The organism is Coprococcus intestinalis (assembly GCF_023656595.1).
GTDB lineage: Bacteria > Bacillota > Clostridia > Lachnospirales > Lachnospiraceae > Coprococcus_A > Coprococcus_A intestinihominis.
On sequence record NZ_JAMOKJ010000022.1, the window covers coordinates 1 to 19,571 of the forward strand.

The following is a 19,571-nucleotide window of genomic DNA, read 5'->3' on the forward strand; positions in this document are numbered from 1 at the left end:
AACTGAAACTTTCGGACAGAGTATACCTTTGTAGATGTGGAAATCGGATAGATCGGGATCTGAATGCGGCAATCAATATACGTGAAGAAGCACGCCGCATGTTGTTAGCAGGATAAATGGGAAATGTCTGTATCCAGACAATGAAAATATCCCATAACTGGGGAAAAATAAATCGCGGGGCACGCGAGGATAGCTTGTAGATACTTGGCTCAGTAGAGCCATTGAGCAAGAAGCCCCCACTTCAAAATCTGTGATTTAAGTGGTGGGAGCATGTCACTAATTTCTCTTTAGTGTCTATATCTAATTTAAGGATGGTCTGATATAATTTTCTGATGAAAAAGCTTGCAACAAAGACTTAACTGATGTATGATGAGATAGGTTAATTATTTGACAGTATTTAAGAAATGGAGATAAAGATTATGCTGAAATTTGATGAACAGAAGCAGCTGGACAGCGTCAATGGTGCTCTGGCTCTTCGCGGTCGTATTGAAGAAATTGTTGATGCTATTTGTGCTGAAGGATACAAGAATATCTGCTGGCTTGGCATTGGCGGTACATGGGCTTCTGCTCTGCAGGCTGAAGTGCATATGAAGGAGAAATCTGCTATTGAACTTTTCTCAGAGAATGCAGCTGAGTATGTGACAACAGGCAACAAGCGTGTCGGCAAAGGCACAATTGTGATTCTGTCTTCTGTTACAGGAAGCACGATTGAGATGGTTGAAGGTGTGAAGAAAGCACAGGCTGACGGTGCTAAAGTATTTGGTTTCATTGATAAGGCAGAAGCTGAACTGGCGAAGATGGTAGATTATGTGATTTCCTATCCGGCCAATGAACAGCTGAAGTTCTTCATGGTTGCAGACCGTTTCATGAAGAATGCAGGCGAGTTTGAAGATTACGATGAATATTATGCAGAAATGGATGCACATCTGGCTCAGGGTCTTGTAGATGTAGAGAAGGCTGCAGATGCTTTTGGTGCTGCTTACGCTGAAAAGCACTGCAATGACAAACTGCATTACTTTGTAGGTGCCGGCAATCAGTACGGCTCTACATATTCTTATGCAATGTGTTATTGGGAAGAACAGCATTGGCTGCGTACAAAGTCTATCCACAGTGCAGAATTCTTCCATGGTATGCTGGAAGTTATCGACAAAGATACACCTGTAACTGTATTTGTCGGTGAAGATTCCCAGAGAAGACTCAGCGAAAGAGTTGCAGCATTCCTGCCAAAGGTATGCGCCAACTACACAATTATTGATACAAAAGATTATCCGATCAAGGGTATCAGCGAGAAATACCGTGGCAGCATCAGCCATCTGATCAGCCATGCAGTTACTCAGAGAATCGATGCGCATATCGAGAAGATCAACTGCCACCCAATGGAGATCAGAAGATATTACAGACAGTTTGATTATTAAAATATAGTAACTGTTCAGAGCCAACCTCCAAAATGCTACGCATTTCGTCGGTGTGGCGTATCCGCCAAATAAAATTTCAAAAACAGTTTTAAAAATGCAAGCGTTTTATACCTGTTTTTTGAAATTTTGCCTGGCTCTGAACAGTTACAAATAGTGATAGAAAAGAAGAAGCATTGTACCTGCAATCACAGAGACAATGCTTCTTCTTTTGTCAAGTAGAAAGGAAAATTTATCAAAAATTAAAGTTATACGGCATTAAATCCAGCATCAAAAGCCCTGGCATTAGACTCGTTGAATTTGGATTTGCCTTTTTTGGCAAACATATGGTTCATAGCCAACAGCAGATCTGGTGTTTCTGGTGATGGGTTGTAGATATAACCGTCATTGCTGTATTTGACTGTACAGTTGGCTGTACCGCCACGCATAGCGGAACCATAGGATGGTACCCATGTGACGTGAATACCTTCACTTGCTGCGATATCAGAGATAATCAGGCCGGAAGTAAGGACACCCTGGCCGCCGGAGCCTGCAAATATAATTTCTTTCATTTATTTGGCCTCCTCTCTCCTGGTGATGAAGGCGCTCAGGTTGGCGGTATGTGTATTGAAAATGCGGTGGTGTTCGTGCCGTTAAACATGGTACAGGTAAGACAAGAAAACCTTACATGAATCTGCAGTATACACCGCATGTACTTGGTATCATGAAGAGCATCAAGAAAGCCTTTGACCCGAACAACATTCTGAATCCGGGTGTTATCATCGATTTAGATGATTAATGACCATAAATAAGCAGGTTTTGCTATATAACTTCCTCGACCAATGATATTGACCAATCATCATTGAACACTTACACAAAAAGACGATTCGCCGGGAATCGTCTTTTTTGTGTGCAGCAAAACCTGACCTTGTATATCTGTTTGTTCTATATTAAAATAGAAGTATTATTTATTATTTAAAGTAGAAATACTAAAATGAAATGGAAAGGAAGGTGGCAGAATTGGAGCTGGGGCTTTTTACGAGTGGCTATCAGCGGTATCCGTTGGAGCAGGCTTTTGAGGATGCCAGTCGTTTTGGCTATGATTATATAGAATTATGGGGCGGTTATCCGCATGCGTATGTGGAAGATCTGACGGCAAGAGGGGTTGGAGAAATTGACAGACTGATTCAAAAATACCGGATGCCTGTGAAATGTTTTACACCGGAGCACAATGGCTATCCCTTTAATTACATGGCCGGAGACGAATTTCAGTGGGAGCGATCAATGGTGTATTTAGAGAAAGCCATTGAGCTGACAGCGGCCATGGGCGCACCGATGATGCTTTTCTCGGCCGGTCATGCAGGGTATCAGATGACAGGACATGAGATTGAAGAACGGCTTCAGAAAAGTCTGGAACGTCTGACAGCAAAGGCAGAGCAGCAGAAGGTGAAGTTGATTTTAGAGCCTCTGACGATTTATGAGAGCAATGTTATTACAAGTCTAAATGACCTGGAACGGGCATTGGATAAAGTCCCGTCACCGTATCTGGTGGGCATGTGTGATCTGGCGGTGCCATATACAACAGGTGAACCGGCAGCGGAGTATGTCAGGCGTCTTGGCGGTCGATTCGGGTATCTGCATGTGATTGACAACGATGGCGTCAGTGATAGCCATATTCTGCCGGGGGATGGCAATATGCCTCTTGAAGGAATCCTTCGGGAAATCAGAAGGGCCGGATATGATGGCTGCGCTACCATTGAACTGGTGACAGGGTATCTGAAAGAACCGTCGGTGTATGCGGAGATAGCGATAAAAAGAATTAGGAGTATTTTATGAGAGAAAACAAAATGAAGAAAATAAGAATTGCAGCAGCTGGTGACAACTGCATGGATGTTTACGATAAAGAGAATAAGGCTTTTCCGGGAGGCAATCCTGTGAATGTGGCGGTTTATGTGGCACGTCTTGGCGGTGCGTCCGCCTATATCGGACCGGTGGGGACAGATGTCTACGGCAAGCAGATGATGGATGCCATTCAGGGCAAAGGTGTGGATGTTTCCCGGATGAAGATACTTGAGGGAACAACTGCTGTGACCCACGTGGAGATTGTGGATGGCGACAGAGTGCTTGGTGATTATGAAGAGGGGGTTATGGCCGATTTCAAGCTGGATGCGGAAGATATTGATTTCCTCAGCAGCTATGATATGGTTGTTTCCGGTCTCTGGGGCATGATTGAGAATGATCTGCCGGTTTTGAAGGAAAAAGGGGCAATAGTAGCCTTTGATTTTGCCACAAGACCGGATGATCCGGTATCTGTCAAGGCTATTCCGTATGTAGATTACGGTTTCTTTGCTGATGATGACAAGGATGAAGAAGAATTGAAGAAAATGCTGATTGACCTGCATGCCAAAGGACCGAAGGTGATGGTTGTTACCCGCGGCGAGAAGGGCAGCATGGCTTATGACGGCGAGAAGTTTTATTATGGTGGTATTGTGCCTTGCGAAGTGGTGGATACCATGGGGGCAGGCGACAGCTTTATTACAGGATTTCTTTATGCTATTTGCGAGGGAAAAGGAATTCAGGAAGCTATGGCGGACGGTGCGGCTAACAGCAGTGTGACCATTGCCTATTCCGGCGCTTGGTAGGATACAAACAGAAACAGGAATTTGAGTGAATAATGAGCCAAAACCTATGTGAACAATAAAGGATAGAATGCGGCGATACAAATGGTATTAAATTTAAGAAAAAATATACTGATTTTGAATGATTTGTCTATATCCTGCCGGCTGATTCGTTCAGACAGACGTTCCTTGGGGCTTGAGATAAGAAAAATTCCGGAGGGCGGAGCGGAACTTCTGATTCGTGCACCAAGGCGGATGAAGATAGCGTATATTGAATGGTTTATCAATGAAAAAGAACGGTGGATAACTGAGAAATATTTGGCTGCACTTGTGGAAAAACCAGGTCCGCAAATGATGGAAATTCCGGAATATGTGACGGAACAATGGCTTCGGACAGAAGGGGCTGAAAGATTCCAGCAAAAGACGGCTTTTTGGGCGGCAAGAATGAAAGTGACTTACGGCAGGATCACGATCCGTGATCAGAAAACACGGTGGGGAAGCTGTAGCAGTCGGGGAAACTTGAATTTTAACTGGCGGCTGCTTCTGATGCCGGAGAGGGTTATGGATTACGTGATTGTCCATGAACTGGCCCACCGGCGGGAAATGAACCATTCTGCGGTTTTCTGGCAGATCGTCGAAACGTATCTGCCGGATTACCGGGAACGGCGGCAGTGGCTGAAAGAAAATGGTGTTCGGTATGCCGGGCCTGTTGAACTGCCGAAGTACTAGAGTAAGCAGGCACTGAAATCTTCAGATAAAATGACTGTCGAATTCGGCTAAGCGGCCACAGACTTTTTCTCAGGGATTTGAGAAAGCATAATGGCGGCAAACATCAGCAGACAGCCGCAGAGTTCTTTCGGAGACAGATACTGATGCAGGATAATCCATCCGGCTAACAATGAAAATGCAGATTCCAGACTCATAAGGAGTGAGGCAATAACGGGATCTGTATTTTTTTGTGCCACGATCTGCAGCGTATAACCTACCGCACAGGAAAGTACACCTGCATAAAGGAGAGGCTGCCATGCTGTCAGAATGGCATGGAGATTCGGTGATTCTGTCAGCATGGCAGGTATGCCGCAGATGATGCCGCAGGTGAAAAACTGAATGCAGGACATGCGGACACCATCGACTTTTGGTGAAAAATAGTCCACCACCATAATATGAAACGAAAAACAAAAAGCGCAGATAAGGACAAGAATATCACCTTTGCCCAGGGAAAGACTTTCTGTCATGCAGAGCAGGTACAGGCCGATGACGGAGAGTCCGACACTGATCCAGGCAATAAGACGGACTTTTTTACCCACAAAAAGGCCGAGGATCGGGACAATCACGATATACATGGCGGTGATAAATCCAGCCTTGCCAACGGTTGTGTAGATAATGCCAACCTGCTGAAAAGAACTGGCAATTGCCAGAAGGATACCGCAGACAATACCGCCGATGATCAGTGTTTTCTTGTCAGATACGGATGAGGAGGATGTCGATGCAATGTCGGTGGCAGAGACCGCATCACTGTTGGAAGCGTTGACGGTTGCTGCGGATTGTCGGTTGACTTTGTCAAGTAATGGAATAAAAAGCAGCAGAACAAAAGTACCGATAAAATTTCTGACAGAGTTAAAGGTAAATGGACCGACATAATCCATCCCCACACTCTGTGCGACAAAAGCAACACCCCAGATGAAGGCGGTCAATAAGAGCATCAGATTGCTTTGCATTTTTTTTGAATTCATATTTGTCTCTCCTTTAGGTGACCATCTATTATTCGTTAAGGCACATGCAGGCTGTTTTTGTTCGGTATCGGTATGGATAAAGACGTAAAACATGTGCTTTTTGATGTTTTATAGTGGTAAAGTATTGTAATAAGGTTTATAATAGCACATGTATCTATGAAAATAAAAGAAAAATGCATAAAATTTGAAAAAAACACTTGATTATCGACAAAAATAGTGTATTTTATGTAATTAGGAAATTATTTCGAAATTGTCGGAGGATTAAATCATGAAGATCGTTGTAAAATTCGGCGGAAGTTCCCTTGCAAGTGCCGAACAGTTTAAAAAAGTTGCGGATATTATTCACGCAGACCCACACAGAAGATTTGTTGTCCCTTCTGCACCGGGCAAGCGTTTTGATGGAGATACAAAAGTTACAGATATGTTATATGGATGCTATGATCTGGCAGAAGCCGGCAAGGATTTTGATGGTGCATTGGCAGACATCAAGGCCCGCTATGATGAAATTATTGAAGGACTTGGGCTGGATCTGACACTGGACAAAGAGTTTGAGACAATTCATGAACAGTTCCGTCTGAAAGCAGGAAGAAATTATGCCGCATCCAGAGGTGAATATCTGAATGGTATCGTGCTGGCCAATTATCTTGGTTTTGAGTTCATTGATGCAGCTACAGTTATCCGTTTTGATGATGCAGGCAATTTTGAAGCAGACAGAACAGATTTGATTTTGTCTTCAAGATTGAAAGATGTTGAATATGCCGTTGTGCCTGGTTTCTATGGGGCTCAGGATGATGGTGTGGTGACAACTTTCTCCAGAGGCGGTTCTGATATCACAGGTTCTATCGTGGCAAAGGCTGTCCATGCGGATGTATATGAGAACTGGACAGATGTTTCTGGTTTCCTTGTGGCAGATCCGAGAATTATCAAGAATCCTGAAGCGATTGAAGCAATTACATATAAGGAACTGCGTGAGCTTTCTTACATGGGCGCATCTGTACTGCATGAAGATGCTATTTTCCCGGTACGTAAAGAGGGCATTCCGATCAATATCCGCAACACAAATAAGCCGGATGATCTGGGCACATGGATTGTAGAAAGCACATGCCGTAAACCGAAGCATACAATTACCGGTATTGCCGGCAAGAAAGGCTTTGCATCGATTAATATTGAAAAAGATATGATGAACTCCGAAATCGGATTTGGCAGAAAAGTTCTGCAGGTATTTGAGGATAATAATCTTTCTTTCGAACATATGCCGTCAGGCGTCGATACAATGACTGTGTTTGTACACCAGTCAGAGTTTGAGCACAAAGAACAGCAGGTCATCTCAGGTATTCACCGTGCAGTTCATCCGGATCTTCTGGATCTTGAATCCGGTCTGGCACTGATCGCGGTTGTGGGACGCGGTATGAGAGATACGCGTGGTGTGGCAAGTAAAGTATTCGATGCACTGGCCAAGGCGAATATCAATATTAAGATGATCGACCAGGGCTCCAGTGAGCTGAATATTATTATCGGTGTGAAAGAGAAGTATTTCGAGGATGCGATCAAAGTCATCTATGATGCTTTTATCACCAATGCAGCACCGGCTAAATAGTCATCACGCAATATTGGCATAACATCAGTCTAAAAACATATAACCATAGTAGGAGTTATAATTGACGCTTATTCGCTGATATGTTAGAATGAGTGAGAAAAGTCCGGTACGAAGCCGGCTGTGAATTTTAGAGAGACGATATAGAATAAAGATAACTGAACAGTTACATATCAAGGCCACGAAGGCGTTTGAGCGTGAATACCCATATGTGTGAGATATGGTTTAGCTCGGTACGTTTTCGTGGCTTTCGTTTTGCATGGGGAGGGACAATATGGACGTTTTAAAGCTACTGGAAGATGTGAAAAATGATAAGGTTTCACTGGAAGAGGCAGCTAAGGAATTAAAGCAGCTGCCTTATGAGGATCTGGGATTTGCCAAGTTGGATCATCATCGGCAGATTCGTTCCGGATTCGGCGAGGTTGTATTTTGCAGTGGCAAATCGGATGAGCATTTGCTGAAGATTTATGAGACATTTTATAAAACTGATACAGAGGTACTCGGTACGCGCGCTTCTGAGCATCAGTATGAGCTAGTGAAAGCCGTTATACCGGAAGTGACTTATGATCCGCTGTCAAGAATTTTGAAGATTGAGAAGCCCGGAAAGGAAAGAATTGGCCGTGTGGCTGTCTGTACAGCCGGTACGGCAGATATTGCAGTTGCTGAAGAAGCAGCACAGGTGGCGGAATATTTTGGCACCAACGTTGATAGATTTTATGATGTGGGTGTTGCAGGCATTCATCGTTTATTTGCCAAACTGGAAGAAATTCGCAAAGCCAACTGTATTATTGCTGTTGCCGGTATGGAGGGAGCACTTGGCGGTGTTCTGGCGGGCCTTGTTGAAGTACCGGTGATTGCTGTTCCGACTTCTATTGGTTATGGTGCGAACTTCGGCGGTCTGTCAGCACTTTTGACAATGCTGAATTCCTGTTCCAATGGCATTACTGTTGTCAATATTGATAATGGTTACGGTGCCGGCTATATCAGTACACAGATTAACCGTTTGGCAGTCAAAGCCTATAAGCCGGAATAACAGAGACGGGGATTTGGCGGCAATATCATATAGATGAAGCAGTGCCTGCCTGAGAAATTGATTTTGAGCAGTCTATTGTAATTTAAGTATAAAGATAAGGGGATTTGTAAAATGAGCAAGAAAGTTTTATATCTGGAATGTTTTTCGGGTATCAGCGGGGATATGACGGTTGGTGCATTATTAGATCTTGGGGCAGACCCGGAAGTATTAAAACAGTCATTGGATTCACTGCATGTGGATGGTTATGAGGTAAAGATCGGCAGAAGCAGCAAGTGTGGTATTGATGCCTGCGATTTTGATGTGCTGATACCAGATCAGCCGGAATATGATGAAGGCCATATGCATCACCATGATGATGACCACGATCACGAACATCACCACCATGATGATGACCACGATCACGAACATCATCACCACGATGATGACCACGACCACGAACATCATCACCACGATGATGACCACGATCACGAACATCATCACCACGATCATGACCATCATCATCATGATCACGGCCATGGTCATCATCATGCGCATGTACATAGAAATATTCATGATGTATTCGCAGTGATTGATAGACTTGAGAATGAGCATGTTAAGACATTAGCGAAAAAAATGTTTATGATTGTTGCGGAAGCAGAGTCTAAAGCCCATGGCCTGCCGATTGAAGAAGTGCATTTCCATGAAGTAGGTGCCATTGATTCTATTGTAGATATTATCAGTGTGGCTGTCTGTGTGGACAATCTCGGTGTGGACGATATTGTCGTTTCCGAATTATATGAGGGATCCGGCCATGTGCATTGTCAGCATGGTATGATGCCTGTGCCTGTACCTGCAACTGCGAATATTGTTGCGGCTAATCATCTGCCGATGAAGATTACGGACGCTCAGGGAGAAATGGTCACACCGACAGGTGCAGCGATTGCAGCTGCTCTTCGTACGCAAGATCATTTGCCAGAGGATTATCAGTTACTGAAGATCGGCCTTGGTGCCGGCAAGAAGGATTTCCCGAAGGCAAATGTTTTGAGAGCAATGCTGCTTGAGACAAAGGATCAGCCACAGACAGGTGAGGAAGAAGATATCTGGAAACTGGAGAGCAACATTGATGACTGTTCAGGCGAAGTTCTCGGCTATACAATGGAGCGTCTTTTGGCTGCAGGGGCGAGAGACGTATGTTATGCGCCGATTTACATGAAGAAGAATCGTCCGGCCTATATGCTTCATGTGCTGTGCGACCGCAGACAGATTCCTGCAATGGAAGAAATTATTTTTAATGAGACGACAACCATCGGTATTCGCAGATATAAGGTTGAGCGTACAATTTTAAAACGTCATGAAGCAAAAGCCAAAACGGCTTATGGCGAAGTGGAATTAAAAATTTGTGAGAAGAATGGTATCGTTTATCGTTATCCTGAATATGAAAGTGTTAAAAAGCTTTGTGAGGCAGCCGGTGTACCGTTTAAAGTTGTATATCAGGCAGCCTGTGAAGCAGAAATCAGTGAATAAACAGCATGGAAAGCGTGCTGTAAATGAAATAAAATGTCGAACAGGGCATCAGGTATGAGACACAAGAAGTGAGGAATCAGACATGGAAATCAGAACACGTTTAGTAAATTATATGAAGGAATTGGGGGATAAGGATCTGTGTGTGGCTTTTTCAGGCGGCGTGGACAGCTCAGTTATCTTAAGGGCAGCCTGTGAGGCGGCAGCAGCTAATGGTAAAAAGGTGTACGCAGTGACCTTTGAGACAAAACTGCATCCAAAGGCAGACTTGCCACAGGCTCAGAAAGTGGCCAAAGAAGCAGGCGCTATTCATCATGTTATCTATGTCAATGAGCTGGATAATGAGGAGATGCTCAACAATCCTGTGAACAGATGCTATCTCTGCAAAAAATATTTGTTCCAGAATTTGCTGACATTTGCCGCTGAAAAGGGTATCGATACAATCATGGAAGGCAACAATGCAGATGATCTTCTTATCTATCGACCGGGAACACAGGCAGTTAAAGAGCTTGGAGTATTAAGTCCGCTGGCAGAGCTGGGGATTACAAAGGCACAGGTGCGTGAAATTGCAGCAGATATGGGACTTTCATGTGCCAGCCGTCCATCTTCTCCTTGTCTGGCAACACGACTGCCGTATGGTACACCGATTTCATTCGAACTGCTTGCAAGGGTGGATGCCGGTGAACAGTGGCTGAAGGAGCAGGGATTCCCAATTGTCCGTCTGCGTGTTCACGGTGATATTCTGCGTATTGAAATTGACAAAGAACGTTTTTCGGATTTTATTGCAATGGCAGATAAGATCACAGCAAAAATGAAGGAACTTGGTTTCGTCTATATTACATTGGATGCGGAAGGTTTTCGCTCAGGCAGCATGGACGTACATATTGTGAAATAGACAGAAAAGAAATAAAGTAAAATGAGCCGTTCCGGGACTGAAATAGAAGAAACGATGCCCGGAACGGTTTTTGTGTCAATGATAAAAAGCCGGAAAGGAAGCAGTTGATTCTTATGAAACACAGGCAATAATGTGCTCATATTCAGATGGTCTGAAATGCACAATAAAATGCTGCTGCTGTTTCTGAGAAAGATAATAGCACGGAATATTTTCAAGACCAAGCGCTCTGGCTTTATGCAGACGGTGATTGCCGTCGATCAGCAGCAAATGATCTTTGGAAAGCTCGGCAACCACCAGAGGCTTTGTCAGATCGGAGGCCATGGCCCGGGTGTGACTGACTCTGGCATCATTATGGTCAGCCAGTAAAGCGGTGGAAAGTGTCTGGATTGTATAAGAATCAGGATGTTGTTCAATGTCTTCAAGAATAGAAGTGACATCCCAGATGAGAATACCGTTGTCTGTTGCAAAATGATATTTCTGTCGCATAAATCAAACCCTCTGTAAATGGAAAAAGTTGGTAACAACGAAAAAAGGCAACGTGCGATAGACGCCGTTGCCTTTTACTGCTCTATCATAGCATAATATTTTTAAAATGTATATCCCCCTAATTTAAAAATATTGATTTATGGGTGCAGATATAGTATGATAATCAGAGAATTTTATGAAAAAGAATTTAGGAGGCGTAATGTGAAGCGGTTTATTAACGATACGAAAAAGTACTGGAAATATACCTTATACGCTGCAAAGTCACAGTTGAAGACAGAGGTAGCCAATTCCTACCTGAACTGGATCTGGTGGGTGCTTGAGCCATTCTGTTTTATGTTGATTTATGCATTTATTTTTGGGTATATGCTGGGGCGTAAGGAATTATATTACAATGTTTATATATTTGTGGGTCTTGCCATCTGGGATTTCTTCAACAGATGTATCAAGAGTTCTGTCAGAATGGTGAAGCGCAACAAGTCCATTGTGTCGAAAGTGTATTTGCCGAAGCACACATTGATTATGTCTGATATGATGGTGAACGCATTCAAGATGCTGATCTGCTTTGGCCTTTCAGCCGGCATGATTATTTACTATAGAGTACCGATTGGCTGGCAGGCACTCTATGCGATTCCCGCATTGATCACGATGATCATATTTACGTTCGGATGCTGCTGTATATTGCTTCATCTGGGAGTTTTTATTGATGATATGGCTAATGTGATTAATATTGTGCTGCGTTTTGTGTTTTATTTGACAGGTATTTTCTATAATATTAATATTTTTCCGGAGCCAATTTATAGTCTGGTACTGAAGGGAAATCCGCTGGCATTTATGATTTCAGGTTTCAGAGATTCTATCCTGTATCAGACAGTACCTTCGAGAAAATGGTTGTTATTCTGGTTTGTCATTTCAGTGGCACTGGCTGCATTTGGTGTGCGGAACATTTATAAGAATGAGAATACGTATGTAAAGGTAATATAATATGGAAGAATATGCAATTACAGTCAAAGATTTAAAGATTCGTTATAAAAGTGTACAGGCCTATTCAATCAAAAAGAGTCTGCTTCGGTTGAAAGGTGTGGAGGCGAAAGCCTTTGAAGCCGTGCGCGGCATCAGTTTTGAAGTTAAGCAGGGCGAAATCCTTGGTATTACAGGCAAGAATGGAAGCGGCAAATCAACACTGCTTCGCGCATTGGCACATATCTTTTCTGCGGATGAAGGTAGTATTGATCTGCATGGCCATTCTGTTTCACTGCTGGCCATTGGTGTTGGATTCAAGAATGAGATGACAGGACGTGAGAATATCATGCTGTCAGGTATGCTGCTTGGATTCAGCGAGAAAGAAGTACAGGAACGTATGGAGGACATCATCGAATTTGCCGGATTGGGTGAATTTATTGATATGCCGGTGCGTACCTATTCAAGCGGTATGTATTCCAAGCTCGCATTTTCTATTACGGCCATTCTTGAAACAGATATCATGCTGATTGATGAGGTACTCAGTGTAGGTGATGAGAAGTTCAAGAAGAAGAGCTATGAGAAGATGAAATCACTGATCTCACAGCGCAACCGGACGGTTGTTATTGTGTCACATAATCTTAAGACTTTGGAAGAATTGTGTGATCGTGTTATGTGGATGCATGAAGGCAAGATTGTGAAGATCGGTGAACCGGTTGAAGTATTGAATGAGTATCGGGAGTTCATGAAATAGATGATGAAAGGAAGCGATAGGATGAATGGCCTGCTGTCAGTCATTATACCTGCTTATAACGAGCAGGAGATGATACCAAAAGCCGCAGCGACAATTGCAGAGATACTTGAGCAGGCAGAGATTTCCTATGAATTGCTTTTTGTGAATGATGGTTCCAGGGATCTTAGCTGGCAGTGTATAGAAGAAGCTGCGGATCAGAATCCAAGCATCCGCGGATTGAATTTTTCGAGAAATTTCGGCAAAGAATCGGCGATGTTTGCCGGTTTATCAGAAGCAGCGGGAGATTGTGTGGTCGTGATTGACTGCGATCTGCAGCATCCGCCGGAGAAAATTGTCGAAATGTATCGGCTCTGGCAGGAAGGATACGAAGTTGTTGAGGGCATAAAGAGTAGCAGAGGCAAAGAAAGTCCTGTTCATACATTTGCGGCTTCATGCTTTTACAAATTGATTGGGAGTGCGACGGGATTTGATATGAGCCGTGCATCTGATTTTAAGCTGCTGGATCGGAAAGCGGTGAATGTTCTCCTGAATATGAAGGAGAAGAATGCGTTTTTCAGAGCTCTTTCATCCTGGGTTGGATTTAAGACAACAGAGGTTCCTTTTGAAGTGCAGGAGCGGGAAGCCGGTGAGTCCAAGTGGTCTGTGAAGGCCCTTACCAGGTATGCCATTTCCAACATTACATCATTCTCGGCTGCGCCGATGCAGATTGTGACATTTTTGGGCGTTGTCATGCTGATTGTATCCGTTGTTCTTGGTGCCATTGCACTTGGGCAGAAGATATCAGGAGTGGCGCTTGGCGGTTTTACAACGGTGATTATCATACAGCTTTTTACCGGAAGTATTATCATGATCAGTTTGGGAATTATCGGGTATTATATTGCTAAGATTTATGATGAAGTCAAGGGACGCCCCCGTTTTATTATTGCATCCACCTGCGGAAAGACGCAGTCGGGGAATAACGGGAAAACGGCAGGAGAGAAATAGAAGGTGACAGAATTGAAAACAATAGTTGAGTTGTACAATGATGATAATCGCAGACCGGAAGTTATGGAAAGGGCAGGAGAAATCCTGAAAAAGGGCGGACTTGTAGCTTTTCCGACAGAAACGGTGTACGGACTGGGTGGAGATGCTCTGAATCCTGAAGCGTCGGCCAGAATTTATGCGGCAAAGGGACGGCCATCGGATAATCCGCTGATCGTGCATATCGCAGATATGGAAGCGCTTAAAGTACTGGCATCGGAAGTCCCTGAGAAAGCCAGACTGCTGGCGGATCGTTTTTGGCCGGGACCATTGACCATGATTATGCCTAAATCAGATGCGGTGCCTTATGCAACAACAGGTGGTCTGGATACAGTTGCTATTCGTATGCCATCGCATCCGACAGCTTATGAATTGATCAGAAGCTCCGGTGTGTATATTGCGGCACCGAGTGCCAACACATCAGGCAGGCCAAGTCCGACAACTGCACAGCATGTCTATGAGGATTTGAATGGACGTATTGATATGATTATCGACAGCGGCAAAGTGGATATCGGATTGGAATCTACCATTGTGGATCTGACCGGAGAGATACCAACGATTCTGCGCCCGGGCTATATAACGAAGAAAATGCTGGAAGAGGCTGTGGGCCCTGTGACCATTGACAAGGCAATTCTTGCAGATCATGAGGATCCGAATCTTCGTCCAAAGGCGCCGGGAATGAAATATAAGCATTACGCACCGAAGGGCGATCTGGTTATTGTGGAAGGAAAGAAGCAGGCAGTGGCCGAGACAATCAATCATTTAACAAAGATGAATGCAGAAGCCGGATTAAAAACAGCAGTTATTGCTTCTGATGAGAATTTATCTCTTTATGATGCGGACTGCAAGATCAATATCGGGTCCAGAGAACATGAGGAAAGCATTGCGGCTAATCTGTATGAAGTCCTTCGTGAAATGGATGAGATGGGGGTTCAGAAGATGTATTCGGAGAGTTTTGCCGGCGGCGGACTTGGCGCGGCCATTATGAATCGCCTGCTGAAAGCGGCCGGACATCATGTGATCCGCGTATAATATTTAAGGTACTCAGCCGGATGCCTGGAGGCATGGACAAAGGGTATCCGGACAATATATATAACAAAGGAGAATGAGAAAATGATAGCACTTGGATGTGATCATGGTGGTTATGAACTGATGCAGGAAGTGATAAAATATCTGGAGGAGCACGGCCTGGAATATAAGAATTACGGTACTTATTCCACAGATTCCTGTGACTATCCGGATTATGCCAAAAAGGTAGCAGAAGCAATTCTTGCAGGTGAATGTGAAAAAGGTATTCTGATCTGCGGTACAGGCATTGGTATTACAATTGCAGCCAACCGTTATGAGGGAATCAGAGCGGCCAACTGTACAAACAGCTTTATGGCGGAAGCTACAAGAGAGCATAATGATGCCAATATTCTTGGTATGGGAGCACGTGTCATTGGTGTGGGCACTGCATTGAAGATTGTGGATACATTCCTGAATACACCATTTTCCAATGATGAAAGACATAAGAGAAGAATTGCAAAGATTGAACATTAAAGCATCAAATCATCCGCCGGGCAGGCGGCAGTGCCTGCCTTTAACGGGTGATTTTTGCTGTTTATATGAATAATGAACAAAAGGAGGATAAAGATGTCAGAAAAGAGGCAAGATTATATCAGCTGGGATGAGTATTTTATGGGGGTAGCAAAGCTTGCAGGGCTAAGATCTAAGGATCCGAACAGTCAGGTTGGTTCCTGCATTGTCAGCCCGGATAATAAGATCCTGTCCATTGGTTATAATGGTTTTCCGAGGGGGTGTTCGGACGATGTATTCCCCTGGAGCCGAGAAGGCGATGAATTGGATACCAAGTATTTTTATGTTACTCACAGCGAATTGAATGCTATTTTGAATTACCGCGGAGGCAGCCTGGAAGGAAGCAAAATTTATGTGTCATTGTTTCCGTGCAACGAATGCTCCAAGGCGATTATCCAAAGCGGAATTCGAGAGATTATCTATGATTCGGATAAATATGGTGACACACCGGCTGTTATAGCATCGCGAAAAATGCTGGATGCAGCGGGTGTTCATTATCGCCGTTATATTCGGAGCAGGCGGGAACTGAAGATAACAGTATAAAAAACAATAAACAAACGTTGAGCAGTTTGCATGAATTGTTTGTGTGCAAACTGTTCAATATATACATTGAATAGATACAGAATTATGTATACAGTAGACATGTTAAATAGTAAACATGACGCTATGCAAAAGAATTATAGACATATTTATTAAAATTTGCTAAAATAATTATTGAGCGAATTTTGAAACAGATAGAGTAATCATAAAAGGGAGAGAGAGGATGAGAGATAAGCATGGTATAGGACAGGCGATTGTGATGATCACACAGCTCAGCATCAATATGCTTGTACCTGTTTTTATGTGTCTGTTTATTGGTATCTGGCTGGATAAGCGATTGGGTACAGGATGGCTGACACTTGTTTTTCTGATTCTTGGTATTATGGCATCTATTCGTTCAATGTTCATCACGTTAAAGCCATTGTTGAAGGGAGAAAGAGAGAAGAAGGATGAAGCATTTAAAAAGCAACTGGATGAGCAATTTAAAGACTCAGAATGAAGCACTTGCGGATCTGATTCTTGGTATCCTGATATTTGGCATACTGGTAGTATTTGTGGGACTGTTTGTGGCCCCGGATAAAGCAGCCTTTGTGTTGGGTGCAGTACTTGGTACAGCGACTTCCGTAATCCGAGCCGTGCATATGGCGGTGACACTTGATCGGCAGCTGGATTACGGTGAGAAGGATGCAAGAGCTTATGCGGCACGTAATTATGGTATTCGTTATCTGATTATGATCGCAGTGCTTCTTGTTTCAACCAGACTGGGTGTTTCCGGCATGGCGGGAGCTGTCATCGGATTGTTTTCGATGAAGCCTGCTGCGATTCTGAGTCCTCAGATTCACAAGTATATTTATACCAGAATTTTTGGCAAAGGAAGGTGAAGTTATGGGCAATGAAGTCGACTTTATGGTACATGGATATGTTCCTCTGAACATTTTCGGCCATGAAGTCTGGTTGACGACAACACATGTCTGCCTGCTGATTGTCTGCCTTTTTATGCTGGTCATAGGGCTGATTGTCAACAACAAGATGAAGCACGCAACAGAGGTGCCGGGAATGGTACAGAACATTGCGGAGCTTTATGTGGAAATGATGGACGGCGTGGTCCAGTCAAGTATGTTCAGGCATTGGGGCAAATATGCCAACTATATCCTGACAATTTTCATGTTCCTTCTGTTTTCCAACATTTCGGGTCTTTTCGGACTCAGACCGCCAACTGCTGATTACGGTGTGACATTGCCGCTGGCATTGATCACATTTGTTTTGATTCAGTTTAATGCATTCAAGTGGAAGGGTGTTGGAGGCTATGTGAAGGATCTGATGGATCCAATCCCATTATTCCTGCCACTCAATATTATCAGCGAATTTGCAACGCCGGTTTCACTGTCGCTGCGTCTGTTTGGTAATGTCATGGCCGGAACCATTATGCTGGCATTGTATTACGGCATGCTGCCTGTGCTGGCAACAGTAGTGATTCCGTCATTCTTACATGCATATCTTGACTTATTCTCCGGAGCAATCCAGGCATATGTCTTCTGTATGCTGTCAATGACATTTATCTACCAGAAAATGCCGGAATAAAATATCCGGACAATCAAAATTTTATTTTTTTAAGGAGGAAATATAATGAATGGTATAACAAATGAAGGTTTAGTATTAGCGTGTTCAGCAATTGGCGCCGGCCTCGCTGTTATTGCCGGTATCGGACCTGGTGTAGGCCAGGGTATTGCAGCCGGTCATGGTGCATCTGCAGTTGGACGTAACCCGGGTGCTAAGGGTGATATCATGAAGACAATGATTCTTGGTCAGGCCGTTGCCGAGACAACAGGTCTTTATGGTCTGGTTATCGCTCTGATCCTGCTCTTCGCCAACCCATTATTGGGCAAACTGTAAGATCAGACAATATTGTTTAAGCAACAATATAAAACAGAGATATTCTGAAAGGAGGCTTAAACTTGGAGGACAGATTGTTTGGGCTTGACGTGCAGCTCCTGTTCGATGCGTTTGTACTGTTTGTTGTGATTATGATCATGTACGCCATCATGAGCAGGCTCTTCTTTAAGCCGGTGCGTGCATTCCTTGAACAGAGAAAGCAGGCAGTGGCAGCAGACAGAGATGAAGCACAGCAGCTTCAGGAAGCAGCCGAGGTATCAAAGGCGGCTTATGAAGAAAAGCTGAAGGCTGTACACAAAGAAGCCGAAGAGATTCTATCCGCATCCAGAAAAGCTGCAATGAAGCAGCAGGATGCCATTATTGACCAGGCGAAGTCAGAAGCCTCTGCAATCATGGAACAGGCAGACAGGGAAACAGTATCTGAAAAACAGCGTATCAAAGCGGATGTGAGAAAAGAGATGTGCGGACTGGCACTTGCAATGACAGGACGGTTTGCAGATCAGGCTGATCCACAGCGCGGAGAAGTTCTTCTTGAGGAAGCGCTGAAGGAAATGGGTGGTGGAGCATGGTTGAATTAATTGTTACAGCGATCAATGTGTTCATCCTGTTTTTCCTGATAGGATACCTTGTCTCGGATATGCTGTCCGGAATGCTGACTAAGCGTCAGGAACGGATTGCTGATGACATCAACACAGCCCGTATGAGTAAAGAAGAAGCACTGGCTCTTAAGAATGATTATGAGCACAGACTGGCTGATTTTGAAAGTGAAAGGGCTGATATTCTTGAGAATACACGCAGGAAAGCTGCACAGATGGAAGAGAGAATTCTGCTGGATGGACAGCAGGAGGCTGACAGAGTGATTGCCCGTGCGAAGAGAGAAGCTGAGTTGAAGAAGACGAAGCTTATGGAAGAGGTCAGACATGATATGATCATGGCTGCATCTATCACAGCATGCAAGCTGGCAGCAGAAACTCTTGATGACAAGAAGCAGGCGGTATATATTCAGGAAATGCTGGATGAGATGGGTGAATCAACATGGCAGAATTAATTGATAAGACATATGGAGAGGCATTGTTTCAGCTGAGCCTTGAAGAAGGCAAGGTAGAACAGTATGCCGATGAAGTAAGAAGCATCAAAGAAGCCATTGCTGAGAACCCTGAATTCATGGTTTTACTGGACCATCCTCAGATTACGAGGGAAGAGAAAGTGGAAGTTATGAGAAACTGTCTGGATGGCAGAGCCTCTGACAGTGTGACCGGCTTCTTTGTTACCGTTATTCAGGCGGGAAGACAGCATTTTCTTATGGGAATGATTGATTATTTCCTGGATGCTGTCAGAAAGTATCAGCATATTGGCATAGCAGATGTGACCAGTGCCTGTGCATTGAGTGATGCGCAGAAGGCGGCCGTTGAAAAACGGCTTTTGGAGACAACGGGTGATGTCTCCATTGAGATTAATTATCAGGTAGATCCTGAGATCATTGGAGGATTGGTTATCCGGATCGGTGACAAGGTTGCCGATAATAGTATCCGGACCCAGATCAATACTCTGACGAAGGCTATATTAAACAGCTAGAAAG

At 44.0% G+C, this 19,571-nt stretch carries 25 protein-coding genes and 1 pseudogene; 23 read left to right on the forward strand and 3 right to left on the reverse strand.

Going from position 1 to position 19,571, the window contains the following annotated elements:
* The first annotated feature begins 2 nt into the window (after positions 1–2).
* A complete protein-coding gene (locus NBH03_RS16150; protein ID WP_334303175.1) occupies positions 3–116 on the forward strand; it encodes a zinc ribbon domain-containing protein in 114 nt (37 codons plus the stop codon).
* A gap of 303 nt (positions 117–419) precedes the next feature.
* Positions 420–1,415: an SIS domain-containing protein gene (locus NBH03_RS13795; protein ID WP_178441409.1), complete on the forward strand. Its 996-nt coding sequence runs from the start codon at positions 420–422 to the stop codon at positions 1,413–1,415.
* Between the two features lie 245 nt (positions 1,416–1,660).
* Here NBH03_RS13795 and NBH03_RS13800 read toward each other — a convergent pair whose 3' ends face one another.
* Entirely contained in the window at positions 1,661–1,963 is a 303-nt protein-coding gene (locus NBH03_RS13800) for a 2-oxoacid:ferredoxin oxidoreductase subunit gamma family protein (RefSeq protein ID WP_215689103.1), read from the reverse strand.
* A gap of 71 nt (positions 1,964–2,034) precedes the next feature.
* On the opposite strand from NBH03_RS13800, the pseudogene NBH03_RS13805 reads away from it, so the two are divergent.
* The 4 genes and pseudogenes from NBH03_RS13805 to NBH03_RS13820 all read left to right on the forward strand — a co-directional run.
* A pseudogene (locus NBH03_RS13805) lies at positions 2,035–2,190 on the forward strand (FAD-binding oxidoreductase); the annotation flags it as partial.
* A gap of 212 nt (positions 2,191–2,402) precedes the next feature.
* Positions 2,403–3,227 carry a fructoselysine 3-epimerase gene (frlC, locus tag NBH03_RS13810; protein WP_227082962.1) on the forward strand — a complete coding sequence of 275 codons (825 nt, stop codon included), beginning with the start codon at positions 2,403–2,405 and terminating at the stop codon, positions 3,225–3,227.
* Positions 3,224–4,033 (forward strand): fructoselysine 6-kinase, encoded by an 810-nt coding sequence (gene frlD / locus NBH03_RS13815; RefSeq protein ID WP_250799917.1) that lies wholly within the window; start codon positions 3,224–3,226, stop codon positions 4,031–4,033. Before frlC ends, frlD begins: the two co-directional genes overlap by 4 nt.
* Positions 4,034–4,114: 81 nt before the next feature.
* A complete protein-coding gene (locus tag NBH03_RS13820; protein ID WP_250799918.1) occupies positions 4,115–4,738 on the forward strand; it encodes a M48 family metallopeptidase in 624 nt (207 codons plus the stop codon).
* Positions 4,739–4,785: 47 nt separating this feature from the next.
* On the opposite strand, the gene NBH03_RS13825 is transcribed toward NBH03_RS13820, so the two are convergent.
* The gene (locus NBH03_RS13825; RefSeq protein WP_250799919.1) at positions 4,786–5,742 is read right to left on the reverse strand and encodes a DMT family transporter; all 957 of its coding nucleotides are present in this window, start codon (positions 5,740–5,742) and stop codon (positions 4,786–4,788) included.
* Between the two features lie 268 nt (positions 5,743–6,010).
* Between NBH03_RS13825 and NBH03_RS13830 the strand changes: the two genes are divergently transcribed.
* The 4 genes from NBH03_RS13830 to larE all read left to right on the forward strand — a co-directional run bounded on the left by NBH03_RS13830 (position 6,011) and on the right by larE (position 10,764).
* Positions 6,011–7,339, forward strand: a complete 1,329-nt coding sequence (locus tag NBH03_RS13830; RefSeq protein WP_215689107.1) for an aspartate kinase — start codon at positions 6,011–6,013, stop codon at positions 7,337–7,339.
* Positions 7,340–7,610: 271 nt separating this feature from the next.
* A complete protein-coding gene (larB, locus tag NBH03_RS13835) occupies positions 7,611–8,369 on the forward strand; it encodes a nickel pincer cofactor biosynthesis protein LarB (protein WP_117539277.1) in 759 nt (252 codons plus the stop codon).
* Positions 8,370–8,480: 111 nt separating this feature from the next.
* A complete protein-coding gene (gene larC / locus NBH03_RS13840; RefSeq protein ID WP_250799920.1) occupies positions 8,481–9,872 on the forward strand; it encodes a nickel pincer cofactor biosynthesis protein LarC in 1,392 nt (463 codons plus the stop codon).
* An 82-nt stretch (positions 9,873–9,954) separates the two neighbouring features.
* Positions 9,955–10,764, forward strand: a complete 810-nt coding sequence (gene larE / locus NBH03_RS13845) for an ATP-dependent sacrificial sulfur transferase LarE (protein ID WP_215689109.1) — start codon at positions 9,955–9,957, stop codon at positions 10,762–10,764.
* A 111-nt stretch (positions 10,765–10,875) separates the two neighbouring features.
* Here larE and NBH03_RS13850 read toward each other — a convergent pair whose 3' ends face one another.
* Positions 10,876–11,250, reverse strand: coding sequence for a ParB N-terminal domain-containing protein (locus NBH03_RS13850; RefSeq protein ID WP_117539271.1), 375 nt, complete (start codon positions 11,248–11,250; stop codon positions 10,876–10,878).
* A 201-nt stretch (positions 11,251–11,451) separates the two neighbouring features.
* Between NBH03_RS13850 and NBH03_RS13855 the strand changes: the two genes are divergently transcribed.
* From NBH03_RS13855 to atpH, 13 genes are all read left to right on the forward strand, one after another.
* Complete coding sequence (locus NBH03_RS13855) at positions 11,452–12,231, forward strand: ABC transporter permease (RefSeq protein ID WP_250799921.1); 780 nt, start codon at positions 11,452–11,454, stop codon at positions 12,229–12,231.
* Between the two features lies 1 nt (position 12,232).
* Positions 12,233–12,961, forward strand: coding sequence for an ABC transporter ATP-binding protein (locus NBH03_RS13860; RefSeq protein WP_250799922.1), 729 nt, complete (start codon positions 12,233–12,235; stop codon positions 12,959–12,961).
* A 21-nt stretch (positions 12,962–12,982) separates the two neighbouring features.
* Positions 12,983–13,945 (forward strand): glycosyltransferase family 2 protein, encoded by a 963-nt coding sequence (locus NBH03_RS13865; protein WP_250799943.1) that lies wholly within the window; start codon positions 12,983–12,985, stop codon positions 13,943–13,945.
* Between the two features lie 12 nt (positions 13,946–13,957).
* Complete coding sequence (locus NBH03_RS13870; protein ID WP_284703471.1) at positions 13,958–15,013, forward strand: L-threonylcarbamoyladenylate synthase; 1,056 nt, start codon at positions 13,958–13,960, stop codon at positions 15,011–15,013.
* Between the two features lie 81 nt (positions 15,014–15,094).
* Entirely contained in the window at positions 15,095–15,523 is a 429-nt protein-coding gene (gene rpiB, locus NBH03_RS13875; RefSeq protein WP_015513208.1) for a ribose 5-phosphate isomerase B, read from the forward strand.
* A 93-nt stretch (positions 15,524–15,616) separates the two neighbouring features.
* Complete coding sequence (locus tag NBH03_RS13880) at positions 15,617–16,102, forward strand: deoxycytidylate deaminase (protein WP_250799923.1); 486 nt, start codon at positions 15,617–15,619, stop codon at positions 16,100–16,102.
* A 220-nt stretch (positions 16,103–16,322) separates the two neighbouring features.
* Positions 16,323–16,598, forward strand: a complete 276-nt coding sequence (locus NBH03_RS13885; RefSeq protein ID WP_015513210.1) for an AtpZ/AtpI family protein — start codon at positions 16,323–16,325, stop codon at positions 16,596–16,598.
* The gene (locus NBH03_RS13890) at positions 16,549–16,980 is read left to right on the forward strand and encodes an ATP synthase subunit I (RefSeq protein ID WP_117528591.1); all 432 of its coding nucleotides are present in this window, start codon (positions 16,549–16,551) and stop codon (positions 16,978–16,980) included. Before NBH03_RS13885 ends, NBH03_RS13890 begins: the two co-directional genes overlap by 50 nt.
* A gap of 4 nt (positions 16,981–16,984) precedes the next feature.
* A complete protein-coding gene (gene atpB, locus NBH03_RS13895; protein WP_250799924.1) occupies positions 16,985–17,680 on the forward strand; it encodes a F0F1 ATP synthase subunit A in 696 nt (231 codons plus the stop codon).
* Between the two features lie 45 nt (positions 17,681–17,725).
* Positions 17,726–17,992 carry an ATP synthase F0 subunit C gene (gene atpE, locus NBH03_RS13900; protein ID WP_250799925.1) on the forward strand — a complete coding sequence of 89 codons (267 nt, stop codon included), beginning with the start codon at positions 17,726–17,728 and terminating at the stop codon, positions 17,990–17,992.
* A gap of 62 nt (positions 17,993–18,054) precedes the next feature.
* Positions 18,055–18,570 carry a F0F1 ATP synthase subunit B gene (locus NBH03_RS13905; RefSeq protein WP_250799926.1) on the forward strand — a complete coding sequence of 172 codons (516 nt, stop codon included), beginning with the start codon at positions 18,055–18,057 and terminating at the stop codon, positions 18,568–18,570.
* On the forward strand, positions 18,558–19,040 hold the full coding sequence (locus tag NBH03_RS13910; protein WP_250799927.1) for a F0F1 ATP synthase subunit B: 483 nt from the start codon (positions 18,558–18,560) through the stop codon (positions 19,038–19,040). The genes NBH03_RS13905 and NBH03_RS13910 overlap by 13 nt, the downstream gene beginning before the upstream one ends.
* Positions 19,028–19,567: an ATP synthase F1 subunit delta gene (atpH, locus tag NBH03_RS13915; RefSeq protein WP_015513215.1), complete on the forward strand. Its 540-nt coding sequence runs from the start codon at positions 19,028–19,030 to the stop codon at positions 19,565–19,567. Before NBH03_RS13910 ends, atpH begins: the two co-directional genes overlap by 13 nt.
* Positions 19,568–19,571: the final 4 nt, after the last annotated feature.